The sequence below is a fragment of the Oceanobacillus rekensis genome, assembly GCF_002153375.1.
GTDB lineage: Bacteria > Bacillota > Bacilli > Bacillales > Amphibacillaceae > Oceanobacillus > Oceanobacillus rekensis.
In genome coordinates, this window is sequence record NZ_MTBQ01000004.1 from 140046 (window position 1) to 155685 (window position 15640).

Genomic DNA, 15640 nt, shown 5'->3' on the forward strand with positions numbered 1-15640 from the left:
TTATTATAAGAAATAATTTATTTTCAGTGCATGTTTCTCCCTATAAATATGTGCTAATTCCGCCGTCCGGGATCGCTATGGGCGGATGCTTTCCGCGGGCACGGCCTCAGCCCCGAAGAGAAAATCGCTCTTCTGGTCTTCGGACACGTGCTTTTCCCGCAGGAGTCACCGCCCTCCGCTCACCCGGACTGGTTTAGCTGTATGGTTTGATTTTTATAACAATCACTAATGGAGTTGATTGTTTGTAAGCTTATAATCAGCTCTGGGAAATATACGTAGACTCCTGCGGGAGGAAAGGGATAGGTGAGACAACGTCGCACTTTAGCGCAAGTTGGCTGACCAGCCGCCCTAAGGTACGCGAAGTATATTTCCCAGAGCGTTCGCCGAAGTTTCTTAGCCCATGTCTAATTTTATCGATTTTATAGCAATAACAATAAATCTTTTACAAAACAGTCTTGCCCTTAAATGCTTTTTTAATTATCGAAGCTTTTCCTTCAATAAATGGTTGCCAAATTCCAAGAATAGGTTTGCTGGAAAGGATGATGACAATGAATGCTGCTATTGCTGCAAGGCCGAGAACGTCGATTACACTGTTCACTGCAAATAATTCGTGCTGACGGAAATATTGCACGAAAAAACCATGTAATAAATAGACATATAGTGTGCGTGTGCCAAGCTTGGTTATCCAGCCTAAATTCTTCCCAGGAACCCAGGCAAGAATACAAACTACCATTATGGCTGCAGTCACATACACAAGCAATCTAGCAATCCCGCCAAATTCGGCCATGCCTAGATCACCATATGATTTCGATGCAAGCAACCATCCTGAATTTATTTTCGGCAAATAATAAATCGCAACTGCCAATCCGATCATGAATACGATGGAAGAAACCTTAACTGCTCTATATTTGACCCACATGACTTGTTTTTCCGTTAACCAAAAACCAACTAGGAAGAATGGGAAAAACACAAATGTACGTGACAGGCTGAATGTATGGCCAATCTCACCGAAGTAACCAACAATCAATCCAATCATAACTGCAATCGAAATACTTAATGCTGCAGGGATTTTTTTAAACCAATATAAAAGAATATGCCAACTGAAAAGACTAAGCAGGAACCATAATGACCAATGTGGATAAAATATCTCAGCCTGCCATCCTGCCTTTCCAATGAAAAAGTAATAAATCGTATACAGGACTTGGAAAATAAGGTATGGAATCAGTAGTTTTTTCGCTAGATTCAAAATGTAAGCTTTATTTCCAGAGCCTTTAGCAAAAAAACCTGAAAGTAGTATAAAGGCAGGCATATGAAAGGTATAAATCCATGTATATAAGGTGTTCATTCCGCCCGAACCATCTACAAACGGCTGAATAATATGTCCAAAAACAACTAGAAAAATCAATAAAACTTTTGCATTATCGAAAAATGGATTCCTATTCATCATATCTCACCCTCTATGTTATGTATAAGTATGTATTAATCACTCTACCCCTTTTTTATGTAAAAAACATGAAAGATGAACTATTTTTATTGTTTTGTCACTAATTTGTTAGCAGAGTGAAAAAATGAAGCCGGTTTGTAATATTGGTGGGTAAAATTACCTTAACAAAGAAAAGTCTCCATAATTGGAGACTTTTAGGTTGCTGCCTTTTTCTTTGATGCAGTTGTCTTTGCTTTTCGCTTTACCTGTTTTGGTTGTTTTGGCTTCGGCTTTTCCGATTTGGCCCTTTCCAATGAAGCTTGCAATGCATCCATCAAATTGGTGACATTGTCTGGAGCAGGTTTGTCTTTTGCAGTTGTTGTCTGCGCATTATTTTTCTTTTCCTCAATTAAGTCAAGTAAGGCTGTCCGATAATCATCGTTGTACTTTTCCGGTTCAAATTCGGTTGTTAACTGATCAATCAGCATCTTCGCCGTATCCAATTCCTTTTTAACGATTTTAACTTCCTCTGGAATATTCGGTACATCCTGAACACTGCGTACTTCGTCGGGATAATGGATTGTTTCGACAACTAATGCATTTTCATAAACCCGGATGACTGCAAGTTGCTCTTTGGAGCGGATAATCATTTTGGCAATCCCAATCTTTCCCGTGTCATTTAATGCATTGCGTAATAACCCGTATGCTTTACTACCACCCTCATTCGGTGAAAGATAATAACTTTTTTCAAAATAAATCGGATCAATATCCTGGAGTTTGACAAAGTCGACAATTTCCACTGCTTTGTCCTCCTGCTCCTTCCGTAATGCTTCGATATCCTCATCATCAAGAACAACAAATTTATTTTTAGAATACTCATATGCCTTTACAATTTCTTCACTTTTAATTTCCTTATCACATATAGGGCATACTTTTTCATATTTAACTGGTGACTTACATTCTTTATGAAGCTGCCTGAGTTTAACATCCTTATTCTCTGTTGCTGCATGCATTTTCACAGGGATGTTTACTAATCCAAAGCTAATTGTGCCCTTCCACATCGTATGCACGTGAATAACCCCCTTTTTCTTTAGTTTGCTGGTACAGAACATTTCTATTCCAGTCTGGTTATTATCCCCGAAATGAGCCATTTTAATAGGATTCTGAAAGAAGTCTCCCTCTTCAAGCCTGTACCGGGCTGCGCCCAAGGCTAAGAGGGAGATGAATTTCGGTTTGCGATAGCAAAAACACTTGCACTTTGCAAACATATGTTCTATAGTTGAGTTAGGAGGTGCAAATGATGCTGCTGAATCAAAAATACGAAATTTATCCTTCAGACGAACAAAGAGAACAACTGGATCGCTGGATTTCTTATTGTCGTCAAGCCTATAATTCTGCACTCCTGGATAAACAACGAAAATATAAGCAATCCAAAGAATCATACACACGCTTTGCCATGCAAAAACAATTAAAGTTAGATAAAAGTAAAATACCTTTTCTGAAAAAAATACCTTCTCAACCATTGCAAGAAGTATTCATTCGATTAGATAAAGCATTTGTATATTTTTTTCGAAAACAAGCAAACTATCCAAGGTTAAAGAAATACAAAGATTACAACAGCATAACTTTCCCACAATTTGGCTTCAAACCAAACTCACATCATCGCTACGCAGCATCTTTTGCCACTAATGGAAATCTACAACTTTCAAAACTAGGTCAAATCCCAATTCATTTACATCGTCCGATAGACGGAACGATCAAACAACTCATTATTAAACGACAAGGAACACGCTGGTATGCTTTTTTCAGTGTCGAGAGGCAAGTATATCCAGCACCAATCAACAGAAACCTTGTAATTGGGATTGACGTTGGATTGGACAAATATGCCGTTTTATCCGATGGTAGAAGCTTTGATAACCCAAGATTTCTTCGTCAAACAGAGAAGAAGTTGAAACGAGCACAAAAGAAGCTTTCCCAACAAAAGCGAGGCTCAGCCAATTATAAGAAACAAGTTATCAAAATCCGTAAGCTTCATGAAAAGGTAGCTAACCAACGAAGAGATACCTTATATAAATGGAGCCACAATCTAACGAAATACTATTCCGTTATTGCAGTAGAAAACTTAAATATCCGGAATATGGTAAAAAACAAACATTTAGCTAAGTCCATTTCTGATGCAGGCTGGGGAATGTTTCGCAATATGTTATCTTACAAATGTGAAAGGAACGGTGGATTACTTATCAGAGTCAATCCAGAATTTACGACCCAAGATTGTTCTGAATGTGGTACACGTGTGAAAAAATCCTTATCCATTCGCACGCATATTTGTAAAAGCTGTGGAACTATACTGGATCGTGACCACAATGCCAGCCTAAATATTTTGCGTAAAGGACTAGAACAATTAGATCAAATGGTAGTGATGGATTAATCAATAAAAACTGTAGGGCAAGGTTGTGTCCGAACAGTATAATCAAGCCTGTGGAGACAACATCAGCCATCTTAAGAAATTCCTTCGATGCAGTGGTCTATGAAACAGGAAGCCCTATCTTCAAGCATTCGGAAAGAATGATAAGGTGGGGTTATTCACTAAAAGGAGGTGCTCTTATTGGATATCATGAAGCCTGTTTCAAGTTCTGACATACCGACTGGTGATGCATGGGTATATGAAGTGAAATATGATGGTTTCCGTTGTGTACTGACTTGGAAGTCGAATGGTACGATTCGCTTAACGAGTAAAAACAAGAAGGATCTTACTGGAAACTTTCCAGAGATTGTCGAATTCTGCAAGGAAAATTTTAAATCCATTGCTCCGTTTCTCCCATTAACACTGGATGGGGAGCTTGTCATATTAAATCATAAATACCAATCCAACTTTTCTTGGATACAAAAACGAGGGAGATTGAAAAATAAAGATACCATACAAAATACTGCTCAGATCAGGCCAGCCGTGTTCATGGCATTTGATTTATTGGAGATGAAAGGGGCATCATCCATTACACAAAAATACTCAATGCGGAAGAAAAGTTTAAGCAGTCTGTTTGCAAAACTTGCGAATGCCGATCGGGTGAAGTTAGTAGAAGTCTTTTCCAAAGCAGATGAGGTCAATAGCGCCGTGTTTGAATCTAAAGGAGAAGGCATTGTTGCGAAACGTAAAGTAAGCACCTACCAACCTGGGAAGAGCCACCGTGATTGGTTGAAAATTAAAAACTGGCGTACGATCGAAGTATTTCTAACTAAATACGACATGGAAAATGGCTATTTTGAAGTTGCTGTCTTTAAGGCTGAAGAAGTAGTTACAGTTGGAAAATGCAAGCATGGATTGGATACCGAATCTTTTCAAACATTAAAACAGTTATTTATATCAAATGGTAATAAACATGGACAGGTATATACATTGCCACCGGCTGTCTGTGCGGCAATCCATACCCTTGATTTATATAAAGGTGAATTACGTGAGCCAGAGTTTGCAATGCTACTGCCAAACCGTAAGCCGGAAGAATGCACATGGAATAAATTCCATTTAGATCTGGCGATGCCCCCAAAGAATATAGAACTGACAAATATAGATAAATTAATTTGGCCAGATGCATTCTACACAAAAGGTGATCTCCTTACCTATATGCGTGAAGTTTCCCCATATATGCTCCCTTTCTTGAACAAAAGAGCATTGACTGTTATTCGCTGTCCGGACGGCGTCGACAAGGAGCATTTTTTTCAAAAACATCTGCCTGATTACGCTCCTGATTTTATTATGGGTGTTCCCTCCGAGGATGGGAAAACGATTGTATGTAATAATCTGGAGTCACTAATCTGGTTTGCTAACCATGGTTCTGTGGAATACCATATTCCTTTTCAACGGATTCACAGTACGGTACCAACAGAAATCGTATTTGATCTCGATCCACCGGACAGGGAGCATTTTTACTTAGCTATCGAGGCAGCTATGCTTATTCGCACATTACTGAATGATCTCGAATTGAAGTCATTTGTTAAAACTTCCGGAAATAAGGGGTTACAAATTCATATTCCCATTCGAGAAGGAAGCATGACTTACGAGGAAACAGCTATCTTTACACAAGCAATCGCCTGGACAATTGAAAACATATCTCCTGACTTATTTACTACCGAGCGAATGAAGAAAAACCGAAATGGCAGATTGTATATTGACTATGTTCAGCATGGCAAAGACAAGACATTGATTGCTCCCTATTCCACACGGATGACAAAAGAAGGAACAGTAGCAACCCCCTTATATTGGGATGAAGTTCAGGACGGTTTACACCCTACACAGTTCACAATTGCTGATGTGGTCAAGCGTGTTCAGGAGTTGGGTTGCCCTTTTGCTGATTATTTTGAGACTGCTGCGGTTCAGAAATTGGATAAAGTATTGAAATTAGTAAGAGGGTGAGCAGTTGGGGTGTAACTGTTTTTGACGGGAGTGCGCGACTTTTCGGCGACATTGCACCACTTTGCGGAGGGAGTGCGCACTTTTTGACGATGTTGTCCTTGGATGCAGAGATTATTACAAAATTCAAAATAGAGGTTGAGGATTGTTATGGAGTTGTTAATATCACAAAAGCACTTCTTTCTATTAATACAGATAATACAGAAAGAAGTGCTTTATATTTATTATTAAATAGTGTAATTGCTAGATTCCAAAATAGAAAGAGTGGGGTGCAGAGCAGCAAAGCCATCTTTAGAATACCCTTCCAGTTTACTCAGGAAGATTCAACTGCCAAGAAACTCCAAAGCGGTCATTTATCCAACCGAACTTTTTACTGAAACCATAATTGTCTAAAGGCATAAGTGCTTGTCTATCTTCGCCTAGTTTCTGATAAAGATTATCAATTTCTTCTTCTGTATCACAAGTAATAAAGATGGAAAACGATGGAGTGAAAGAAAACTGATGTGCTATATTACTGTCAATACACATAAATTCCTGACCCTTTAAAGTGAAGGTAGCCTGCATTACCGTTCCCTCATCACCAGCCTCTTCATTCGCTCCGTATCGGATAATATTTGTGATTTTAGAATCCTCAATTAGGGAGGTATAATAATTCATCGCTTCTTCCGCCTTACCATCTTGAAACATTAAGAATGGTGTTACCTTTGCCATAAAATCCCCTGCTTTCCATAATATATTGAGTTATTATTCATTCACTACTATCTCATATTCCTGATGTTCATGTAATCCTTCGTCATCTTCAACATGAATAATTATTGTATATGCCCCATCTTCTTCAAATGAATATTTGCTCGTGTATTCACCTGGAACAGCTTCTTCTGTATCGACCCAATCATGCTTCTCTGAATTACTATCGTTTACAATTTCATAACGAACATTGGCATTCTCAAAAGCTTCGTTATCCATTTGTAAATGAACCGTCAAATCGATTTCTTGATTTACTGTGATTTCTTCAGGTTCCATAAAGTCCATTCCAAATCCATCATTATTTCCTGAATGTTCATGATGGCCATCACTTTCCCCATGGTTTTCTTCACCTTGGTCAGCACTTGCACCTTCACCAATGGTAATCGATTTCTTTGGCATCGTGTGTATAGCCCTTGCACTTGTGTGTGCATACATTTCATAAACTCCATCATGGTCAAATGACACTTCAGCAGAATACGTTCCATCCCCATTATTATTTGCATCAACCGTTATACTATCTTCTTCATTTCCCATTTCCCAATACTCAAATTTTACTTCATCCGCATCTGTAACTTCCTCATCACCATATGTAACGATTGCATTCAGTTCAATTATTTCACCTGCATCAGCTTGCTCAGGAACCTCAAATTCAACATCAAGTGATTTCAGTTCTTCATCTTCATTCTCCGTTTCAGCTGTGCCATTACATGCAGCTAAAACACCAATTAACAATATAAACATAAATAGTAAGCTTTTTCTTCTCATTTTTAAGATCCTCTCTTTCATTATCCTGGTTCAAGAATAAAATCATCTATAACGAACATCGATTACCTTAGCTAAAGTAAAACATTCTATAACAAAATGTATCAGCAAGGGGGTTACTTATCAATAGATTTTATGTGAACAATATGGTTAAACACTGATAACATGACCAAAGTTACTGATTTCGTCGAAAAAATCGCTCCACCAATTTGTGCAGCGATTTTTTCATTATTTTAGATTTGGTTGTAGTTCCAGCTCAACGTTTCCTTGGAGTGCTCTTGAAATCATACAACTTTTCTCTGCCTTTACGACAAGCTTCTCTAATTTCCCTCGCTGCTCATCTGTTGCAGTTTCCTTTAATGAAACGGTTGGACGATGAATAATCTTTTTGTATGTAAAGATACCTCTTCTTACCTCAACAATCCCAACTGATTCCAGGGACATTTCTTCCAGTGGTAATTCCGCTCGTTCGATCAATGCTGCCAATGTAATAATGTAGCAGGTTGCGGCTGCACCTAATAACATCTCATCCGGATTTGTACCAATACCTGGGCCATCCATTTCAGGCGGTATGGAAATTTTTGTATTTAAATTTCCTGCTTCGATATAGCCTTCACTATTTCTTCCACCCGGCCAGTCTGCTTTTAAATGAAAATGATGTTCTGCCATGTCAATCACCTCAACAATCATTTTAACGTAGCTGACACGCAAACAAAAATAAAAATAACTATTTTCCCTACACTACGATAATAGTCCAAGCTACTTTTGACTTTAGTACCATTTGCAGAATGTTAACATCCCGAAACCTTTTAGCTGTCCAATACGTAATAAAAAGTACATACCAGAAAGGTGGTACCAATGGATGCAAGAAAAAATGACAATCTATACGAATAACTTTTACCAATTGAATGATGCGATGAAATGGAAGGTTTCAGATAAAAAAATACTGATGACCATTGCTTCCATGTACACAATGAACAATAAAGAACTTCATATAGATAAAATGCTCCGGATCGCTGATCGAATTAAAGAACAAGCCGGTCTCTTTTCTGCTTTGAAATCTTATTCCAGATTTACTACTGCAGCTTCTCTTGATGTGAAATTTGATGATCCCGAAAATCAAATTGATGCACTGTTTCGTATATATGAGGGATTTAAAAATGCTAAATTCAAAAGTGGCGTATTTACCTATCTGGCAGCAACAATCGCTCTAACAAACACGGATAGTATATTGACACAGGAGGAAGTCATCAATCGAACAAAGGAAATATATGATGGAATGAAACAAGAACACCTTATTTTGACGGGTGCAAATGATTATCCTCTTGCCGTTTTACTCGCTAACGAGCAACAATCGAACATTATTCAGCGGATGGAACAATTTTATAATGAATTAAATGAAAATGGATTTTGGAAAGGAAATGAATTACAGTTTCTAAGCCATATTCTAACGCTCGATAATCAGTCCAGTACTGGAGATTTAGTTAATCGATCTGTTACCGTGATGGATACATTCAAAAAAGCCGGGATCCGCACAAAGCGAATGTATTATCCTATCATTGGTATGCTTGCTCTGCTTCCACAAGACGAATTCAATATGACGGAGATTAATCAAACGTACGACTCCTTAAATAGCAAGAAAGGGTTCAAATGGCAAAAGGATATGAACCTTATTATGGCCGTTGCACTGTATGTCAGTGAAAAACTTGATAATCATGACGCTTTAGAGGCAAGTATCCACACGACATTGGAAACCATCCTACAAGCACAGCAGGCTGTCATGGTTGCAACCATCGCATCCACTACTGCTGCAACAAACTCAAGTAATGGCAGCAATTAAGCAACAACCCTATAACAAATAAAAAAAAGCAATCCGCACCAAATCGGAGCGGATTGCTTTTCATTATGCTGTTTTTTCCTTTTTCGAACCGGAAGCAAACCAGCCGACAACAGCAACTAATACCAATACACCATAGAATATCGATTTCCATAAGGTAGAATGCGGGAATTCGTGTGGTATCCACGCGATATCAGGATGAGCAAATACCATAACTGCCAGCTTTACCCCTACCCAACCAACAATTGCAAAAGCAGCAATCTCCAGTCCTGGACGATCGTGCAGCAAGCCAACGAAAATATTGGCTGCATAACGCATGATAATTAAACCAATCATACCACCTGCAAATATGACTGCAAACTGACCGGTGTCCAGACTTCCAACTGTACCTAATCCAGTCGGTGGAAGCGCTACTGCTAGCGCCACGGCTGCAAGAATCGAATCAACTGCAAAAGCAAGGTCAGCAAATTCAACCTTAACCACTGTAAGCCAAAATTCTTTTCTGGAAGCCTCTGGTTCTTCTCCAACAGGAATTGGTTCTTTCAGTTTGTCTACGTCATCCTCAGTTTTAGGTTTAAATTTCCCATATAAGTTCTTAAACGAAATGAACAGCAGATATAATGCTCCCAACGCCTGAACCTGCCATACATCGACAAGGAAGGATATAATAAATAGCGATCCAAATCTGAGCACAAAAGCCCCTGCTAAACCGTAGAATAAAGCCCTTTTACGTTGTTTTTCCGGAAGATGACGAACCATAATTGCCAAAACAAGTGCATTATCAGCAGCAAGCAACCCTTCCAGTCCGATTAAAACAACTAGAACCCATAAATACTCCAATATTAATTCTGTTCCCATGTGTATGCTCCTTAAAAAATATAATCTCATTAGCAGATAAGAGCACAAAAAGAGACCTTTACCTGCTAATGGTAAAGGTCTCGCTAACAACGTTCGTTGCCAACCAAGCCGGAGATATTATCTCGTAATGACGACTTTAATTGTACAGCTACTCCCCTTTAGGAAATATCAAGTTAATATCATTAAAAGCTATTTTACTTTTTCTGTCAAATCTAAGAACAATTACTTCTCATTCTAACTGGATTTTTTTACAATTCCATCTATCATTTTATCCATTGTATCTTTCAAAGATGCAAGTAATTGTTCACTGTCATCACGACTGTTTCCACGCACACCGTAATAACATTTTATTTTTGGTTCTGTGCCAGATGGACGCAGACAGATCCAACCATCTTGTTCAAGTATAAACTTCATCATATTTTCCTGTGGCAAGTCAATAATATCTTTTATATTATCTGCCACTATTATACGTTCACTCGTTAAATAATTTTCTATTTTTTCAACCTTAATTCCGTTAATTTCCTCGAATGGGTTAGTACGAATTTCATTCATAATAGTTGCAATCTGCTCAGATCCTTCTTTCCCTTTCAAGGTTAGGGAAGACATTCCTTCCAAATAAAACCCGTGTTGCTCATATAAATCATTCAGAGCATCAAATAGTGTTTTTCCGCGCTGTTTCCAATAATAAGCCATTTCTGTAGCCATCATTGCTGCCTGAACTGCATCTTTATCACGGGCAAAGCTTGAGATCAAGTATCCATAGCTTTCCTCGAATCCAAAGATAAATGTTTCACCTGTGGAGTCAAACTGATTGATCTTCTCACCAATGAATTTAAATCCTGTCAATGTATCAATCGTCTCCACTTGGTTTGCATCTGCAATTGCCCGTCCAAGTTCAGTAGTTACCACTGTTTTTATCATACGAGGGTTTTGAATTACTTTTTGATCACTGTGTGCCAAAATATAATCAAGAAGTAATGATCCAAGCTGGTTTCCTGTCAGAACTTGATATTCGCCGGCATCATTCTTGACTGCCACACCTAATCTGTCAGCATCAGGGTCTGTACCTAGCAGTATATCTGCATCTGTTTTCTTTCCAAGTTCAATAGCCATCGTAAACGCCTGATGTTCTTCAGGGTTTGGCGATTGAACTGTAGAAAACTCTGGATCTGGTTTTGCCTGTTCCTCAACAACCGATACATTAGAAAATTGAAGCTGTTCAAGTCCTTTTGTAACAAGGTGATAGGCTGTACCATGTAACGGTGTAAAAACAATCTGTAAGTCCTTTTCCTGCTCCAGCACATCAGGACTCATTTTGGTAATTTGCTTCAGATGTGACAAGTATGCATTGTCTACTTCTTCCCCAAGCCAATTAATCAGCTCTTTTGATTCCAAATCAGTCTTTTCCAATGTTGGAACTGTCAGCTCGTCTTCTGTTTGCTTGATTGCTTCAATAATTTGATCTGCTTCCCCTGGTGTAATTTGCGCACCGCTTTCATTGTATACCTTAAAGCCATTGTATTCTGGCGGATTGTGGCTTGCCGTGATCATAATGCCTGCAGCCGTACTTAAATAACGAACGGCAAATGACAGCAGTGGTGTTGGACGCAATGATTCAAAAAGATGTGTTTTGATTCCATAGGATCCAAGTACTTTTGCTGACTCTATAGCAAATTCAGGTGACATGTATCTCGAGTCATATGCTATAACAACGCCTCTGTCCTTCACATTAACACGGTTAGCCAGCAGGTAGTTCGCAAGGCCATTGACCGCTTTTCTTACTGTATATATATTCATTCGATTGACTCCAGCACCAAGCACACCTCTCATACCGCCTGTACCAAAAGTCAACTCCTTATAAAAGGCATCTTCCAACGCCGTTTTATTATCCTTTTTGCTATGTAATTCTGTTTTTAGTGATTCATCAAGGTTTTCAAATGAATCCCATTTCTTATACACCTTTTCCCAATTTGCCAAGTCGTTACCCCCTGTTATACAATTATATGTCAAAATTTTATCACACTTTCTAGCATTATACTATAAGTCTTGTTTAACAATACCGATTGGTGGAAATATTAGTAAAGGCAATCAAAATATTAATAGTTTATAAACAAACTTTCTAATATTTCATTTTACAGGTAATATATAATTATATGAATACTGTTTTCTAGGGACTGCAGTTACTCTCCCAACCAAAAGATATGTTATTCTTGCTAAAAAACTATATACTGCGTTAGAACTGCTGGTTGTTTTCTATAAATATGTGCTTCTCCCGCCGTCCGGGATCGCTCAGCTGCAAGGATTATAATGCTATAAACATTAATCAAAGAGACTATACGAATAAGTAGAGAAAGTAGTGATTTTATTGGTACATAAACGGTGGTTCCAGGTAATGATTTTCTTTGTTCTTTTATTTTTGCTGGTTTTATTAATATCTCAAACAACCTTTATCTTTTTTCCAGCCATAAAAATATTTGGTGCTGTTGCATTCCCTATAATTGGGGCTGGGATCCTTTATTATTTAACAAAACCAGTTATGCATTTCTTAGAAAAACGTAAAGTTCCACGAATTTTATCTATTATACTCGTGTTCTTACTGATTATTCTTGTTCTATTCTTATTCGTTATGTTCATCTGGCCTATCGTCAGGGACCAAGTTACAAACCTCGTAGATAGTATTCCGTCGATGATCAAGATGGTGGAGAGTTTTATCAATTATTGGCAGGCAAATTACACTGCCATTCCAGATCAAGTTGTAACTGCAATCAATGACTTTGTGAATAACCTACCGACGACTATTGAAAATACAGTAGAATATTTATTTGGATTTATCGGTGTATTAATCGGTCAGGTCATTAGTATTGTTGCAGGTGTTGTATTGATTCCTTTTTTCTTGTTTTTCATGTTAAAGGATGGCGAAAAACTGGTTCCTTTTATAACGCAGACGTTCAGTGAGAAAAAGGCGAAAAATATTAGCAGTCTACTTCATAAGATAGATCATGTTCTATCTTCTTTTATTCAGGGTCAGCTGCTTGTCAGTTTTGTCGTTGGGATATTGCTATTAATTGGTTATCTAATCATCGGCCTCGATTATGCATTGGCACTTTCATTGTTCGGTATGATGACGAATGTGATTCCGTATTTGGGGCCATTTCTCGCGGTGGCACCAGCCCTGCTTGTCGGAGTTTTCCAAGATCCGATGAACCTCCTTTGGGTTTCGATTATCATGATCGCTGCACAGCAGTTTGAGAGTAACCTAATTTCGCCAAATGTGATGGGACAAGCATTAAGTCTGCATCCACTTACCATCATTACCGTCATCCTTGCAGCAGGAAGTATTGCCGGTTTTATCGGTATTCTGTTCGCAGTACCATTCTATGCCGTATTGCGTACGATTATTGTCCATTTTTATGATACCTATGTAGATTCTAAAAAAGATAAAGATGACGCATTAATTTAAGCACGCGTTCAAATAAGAAACTTTTTGAATATTATTCACAAAAATTTAAGGGGGGATTTAATCATGACAAAAGAAGCCTTACAAACAAAACTGGCTGAATTAAAATCAGATTACGTACGTATTCAAAGTGACTTGGATAAATTGGAATATGTAAAAGGAAGAGTATCATCTGCTGAAGGGCAACTTATTCGTCTCGAAGATGAAATAGCGGAAGTTAACCGACAGCTTGATGAACTGGAAGATGCAGAATAAAAATAGGGAGTAAACCAGTAACACGGTTTACTCCCTATTTCTTTATTGTTTCGAGTTTTGGTTGTTATTTAACTTCGCCTCAATTTTTGATTTTTCTTTAATTGGCGGTGTTAAACATACAATTGTATCTCCTGCAACCGGAACAGTTCGCATTTCTTCAGAGAAGAACTTCAGTTGACCTGAAGCTTTTATCAAATATAGAAAAACGGTTGATGGATCTTTATCCTTTTTATAAGTTTCAAAATTATATTTCTCTGTTAGTGTGGTCTGTCGTACGACAAAACCATTTCTCACTTTTTCATTTAGATCTTCAAGTGTAAACTTCTTATCAAATAATATTCTTCCACCAATCTGGGAAACGACATCTTTCGAATATCCATTATCAATCCCGTTGTGAGGACTTACCTTGAACACGTTCGTTCTGCCATACTCCGGTAAGAAAGTTGTACAGATTAATGAATTAAATGAACGCCCACTTGTAATTGCGAGCATATAATCGTATGGAATCGTATCAAAGTGATATTCCGTCTGCTCGGAAAGCATATCCCCATGAAAGGTTGTGAGTCCTGCCTTTCTTGCTATACTCAAGTTTTCCCAAGAAGAGTCTACAATTACGGTGGGTCTTTTTGCCTTCACGAGTGATTTTGCTAATTCCACAGTAAATGGGTTACTGCCAATGATCAGTACGCCCGGGTTGCCTTCCATGGATAGATTTAACTTTTTCGCTAACCAACCAATGGAAAAACCATGTGCCAACACCGTAAAGAAGACGAGTGCAAAGGTTAGTGTCGTTAAAATGGCTGCATCCTCATATCCTGCATCTGTTAATATGTTAGCAAAGTAACCAGATACCGTTAATGCAACAATACCACGGGGTGCAATCCATCCGAGTAAAGCTTTCTCATTGAAAGACAGTGCCGTACCAATTGTCGATAGAAAGATCGACAATGGTCTTACTGCAAACATCATTAATAACACATAACCAATTATATTCGGACTGAAAACACGAAGAATGGTATCCATTTCCAACGAAGCAGTCAACATGATAAAGATGGTTGACGTAAGAAGAATTGAAATATTTTCCTTAAAATGCCGCATATCTGAAATGGAACTGATTCCCATATTTGCTAATGTAATCCCCATCGCTGTTACAGATAGAAGTCCTGTCTCGTGCATAATCTCATCTGCAACGGTAAAACAAAGGATAACTATCACGATAACGGACGGAGATTTCAGAAACTCTGGTACATGACCCGTTTCAAACATCCAGCCTAGTCCGCGCCCAAGAGCCCAGCCAAGAATAATTGCAAACAATGATGCTGCAAAGAACAATAAAAGTTGCGTGGGATTCGGATTATCTGCTGTCATAAACGTAATAATTTCAAATGCAAAAACCGCTAACAGTGCACCAATCGGATCAACAATAATTCCTTCCCATTTTAAAATTCTAGCTGGTCTTGGCTTCAGTTTTGATTGTCGGAGCAGTGGTAAGATTACGGTAGGTCCGGTTACGATAAATAAACCACCAATAACAAATGAAACCGTCCATGACAGCCCCGCTATATAATGTGCTGTAAGGGAACCAAGGATCCATGCAATAAATGCTCCAATAGTTGAAATTCGAAAAATCGGCTTTCCAATTCCTCTTAATTCCTTGAAACTTAAATTTAAACTTCCCTCAAAGAGAATAATTGCCACCGCTACAGAAATAAGCGGACTATATAAAGCACCAAAGTCCTGTTCAGGATTTATTAATCCAAAGAACGGCCCAATAATTAATCCCGTAACAGACATGACGACGATTGCAGGCATTCGATAACGCCATGCTACCCACTGTGAGGCTATTCCCAGTACAACAATAATCATTATTTCAAATAATAAAGAAGGGACCATACC

The 15640-nt window shown here is 38.3% G+C and carries 13 protein-coding genes; 5 read left to right on the forward strand and 8 right to left on the reverse strand.

All coding sequences use genetic code 11. The features are described 5' to 3' along the window. Nucleotides 1–442 precede the first annotated feature (442 nt). Nucleotides 443–1444, reverse strand: coding sequence for an acyltransferase family protein (locus tag BV906_RS11500; RefSeq protein ID WP_087974068.1), 1002 nt, complete (start codon nucleotides 1442–1444; stop codon nucleotides 443–445). 194 nt (nucleotides 1445–1638) lie between these two features. Next, complete coding sequence (ku, locus tag BV906_RS11505; protein ID WP_087973681.1) at nucleotides 1639–2493, reverse strand: non-homologous end joining protein Ku; 855 nt, start codon at nucleotides 2491–2493, stop codon at nucleotides 1639–1641. A 230-nt stretch (nucleotides 2494–2723) separates the two neighbouring features. Here ku and BV906_RS11510 point away from each other — a divergent pair, with 230 nt between their 5' ends. Together BV906_RS11510 and BV906_RS11515 are read left to right on the forward strand one after the other, a co-directional pair. After that, a complete protein-coding gene (locus BV906_RS11510; protein WP_087973682.1) occupies nucleotides 2724–3851 on the forward strand; it encodes an RNA-guided endonuclease InsQ/TnpB family protein in 1128 nt (375 codons plus the stop codon). Between the two features lie 186 nt (nucleotides 3852–4037). Continuing rightward, on the forward strand, nucleotides 4038–5831 hold the full coding sequence (locus BV906_RS11515) for a DNA ligase D (protein WP_342744385.1): 1794 nt from the start codon (nucleotides 4038–4040) through the stop codon (nucleotides 5829–5831). A 306-nt stretch (nucleotides 5832–6137) separates the two neighbouring features. On the opposite strand, the gene BV906_RS11520 is transcribed toward BV906_RS11515, so the two are convergent. The 3 genes from BV906_RS11520 to BV906_RS11530 form a co-directional block, all read right to left on the reverse strand. Beyond that, on the reverse strand, nucleotides 6138–6539 hold the full coding sequence (locus BV906_RS11520; protein ID WP_087973684.1) for a VOC family protein: 402 nt from the start codon (nucleotides 6537–6539) through the stop codon (nucleotides 6138–6140). A gap of 33 nt (nucleotides 6540–6572) precedes the next feature. Next, nucleotides 6573–7340 carry a FixH family protein gene (locus tag BV906_RS11525; protein WP_087973685.1) on the reverse strand — a complete coding sequence of 256 codons (768 nt, stop codon included), beginning with the start codon at nucleotides 7338–7340 and terminating at the stop codon, nucleotides 6573–6575. 225 nt (nucleotides 7341–7565) lie between these two features. Beyond that, nucleotides 7566–8006: an OsmC family protein gene (locus BV906_RS11530; RefSeq protein ID WP_087973686.1), complete on the reverse strand. Its 441-nt coding sequence runs from the start codon at nucleotides 8004–8006 to the stop codon at nucleotides 7566–7568. 193 nt (nucleotides 8007–8199) lie between these two features. Here BV906_RS11530 and BV906_RS11535 point away from each other — a divergent pair, with 193 nt between their 5' ends. After that, nucleotides 8200–9177, forward strand: coding sequence for a DUF4003 family protein (locus BV906_RS11535; protein WP_087973687.1), 978 nt, complete (start codon nucleotides 8200–8202; stop codon nucleotides 9175–9177). Between the two features lie 63 nt (nucleotides 9178–9240). On the opposite strand, the gene BV906_RS11540 is transcribed toward BV906_RS11535, so the two are convergent. Then, nucleotides 9241–10032 carry a TerC family protein gene (locus BV906_RS11540; RefSeq protein ID WP_087973688.1) on the reverse strand — a complete coding sequence of 264 codons (792 nt, stop codon included), beginning with the start codon at nucleotides 10030–10032 and terminating at the stop codon, nucleotides 9241–9243. A 234-nt stretch (nucleotides 10033–10266) separates the two neighbouring features. Then, the gene (locus BV906_RS11545) at nucleotides 10267–12009 is read right to left on the reverse strand and encodes a phospho-sugar mutase (protein WP_087973689.1); all 1743 of its coding nucleotides are present in this window, start codon (nucleotides 12007–12009) and stop codon (nucleotides 10267–10269) included. Between the two features lie 388 nt (nucleotides 12010–12397). Here BV906_RS11545 and BV906_RS11550 point away from each other — a divergent pair, with 388 nt between their 5' ends. Together BV906_RS11550 and BV906_RS11555 are read left to right on the forward strand one after the other, a co-directional pair. Then, nucleotides 12398–13492, forward strand: coding sequence for an AI-2E family transporter (locus tag BV906_RS11550; RefSeq protein WP_176330333.1), 1095 nt, complete (start codon nucleotides 12398–12400; stop codon nucleotides 13490–13492). A 63-nt stretch (nucleotides 13493–13555) separates the two neighbouring features. After that, nucleotides 13556–13744: an SE1832 family protein gene (locus BV906_RS11555; protein WP_087973691.1), complete on the forward strand. Its 189-nt coding sequence runs from the start codon at nucleotides 13556–13558 to the stop codon at nucleotides 13742–13744. A 42-nt stretch (nucleotides 13745–13786) separates the two neighbouring features. Here the strand turns inward: BV906_RS11555 and BV906_RS11560 are convergent, their stop codons facing one another. Continuing rightward, nucleotides 13787–15637: a cation:proton antiporter gene (locus tag BV906_RS11560; protein WP_087973692.1), complete on the reverse strand. Its 1851-nt coding sequence runs from the start codon at nucleotides 15635–15637 to the stop codon at nucleotides 13787–13789. Between the last annotated feature and the right edge of the window lie 3 nt (nucleotides 15638–15640).

What these genes read in the sequence shown, in the direction of transcription:
- BV906_RS11500 (WP_087974068.1), bottom strand. Translation starts at nt 1,444, where the DNA reads ATGAATAGGAATCCATTTTTCGATAATGCAAAAGTTTTATTGATTTTT.
- BV906_RS11510 (WP_087973682.1), top strand. Translation starts at nt 2,724, where the DNA reads ATGCTGCTGAATCAAAAATACGAAATTTATCCTTCAGACGAACAAAGA.
- BV906_RS11515 (WP_342744385.1), top strand. Translation starts at nt 4,038, where the DNA reads ATGAAGCCTGTTTCAAGTTCTGACATACCGACTGGTGATGCATGGGTA.
- BV906_RS11520 (WP_087973684.1), bottom strand. Translation starts at nt 6,539, where the DNA reads ATGGCAAAGGTAACACCATTCTTAATGTTTCAAGATGGTAAGGCGGAA.
- BV906_RS11525 (WP_087973685.1), bottom strand. Translation starts at nt 7,340, where the DNA reads ATGAGAAGAAAAAGCTTACTATTTATGTTTATATTGTTAATTGGTGTT.
- BV906_RS11530 (WP_087973686.1), bottom strand. Translation starts at nt 8,006, where the DNA reads ATGGCAGAACATCATTTTCATTTAAAAGCAGACTGGCCGGGTGGAAGA.
- BV906_RS11535 (WP_087973687.1), top strand. Translation starts at nt 8,200, where the DNA reads ATGCAAGAAAAAATGACAATCTATACGAATAACTTTTACCAATTGAAT.
- BV906_RS11540 (WP_087973688.1), bottom strand. Translation starts at nt 10,032, where the DNA reads ATGGGAACAGAATTAATATTGGAGTATTTATGGGTTCTAGTTGTTTTA.
- BV906_RS11555 (WP_087973691.1), top strand. Translation starts at nt 13,556, where the DNA reads ATGACAAAAGAAGCCTTACAAACAAAACTGGCTGAATTAAAATCAGAT.
- BV906_RS11560 (WP_087973692.1), bottom strand. Translation starts at nt 15,637, where the DNA reads ATGGTCCCTTCTTTATTATTTGAAATAATGATTATTGTTGTACTGGGA.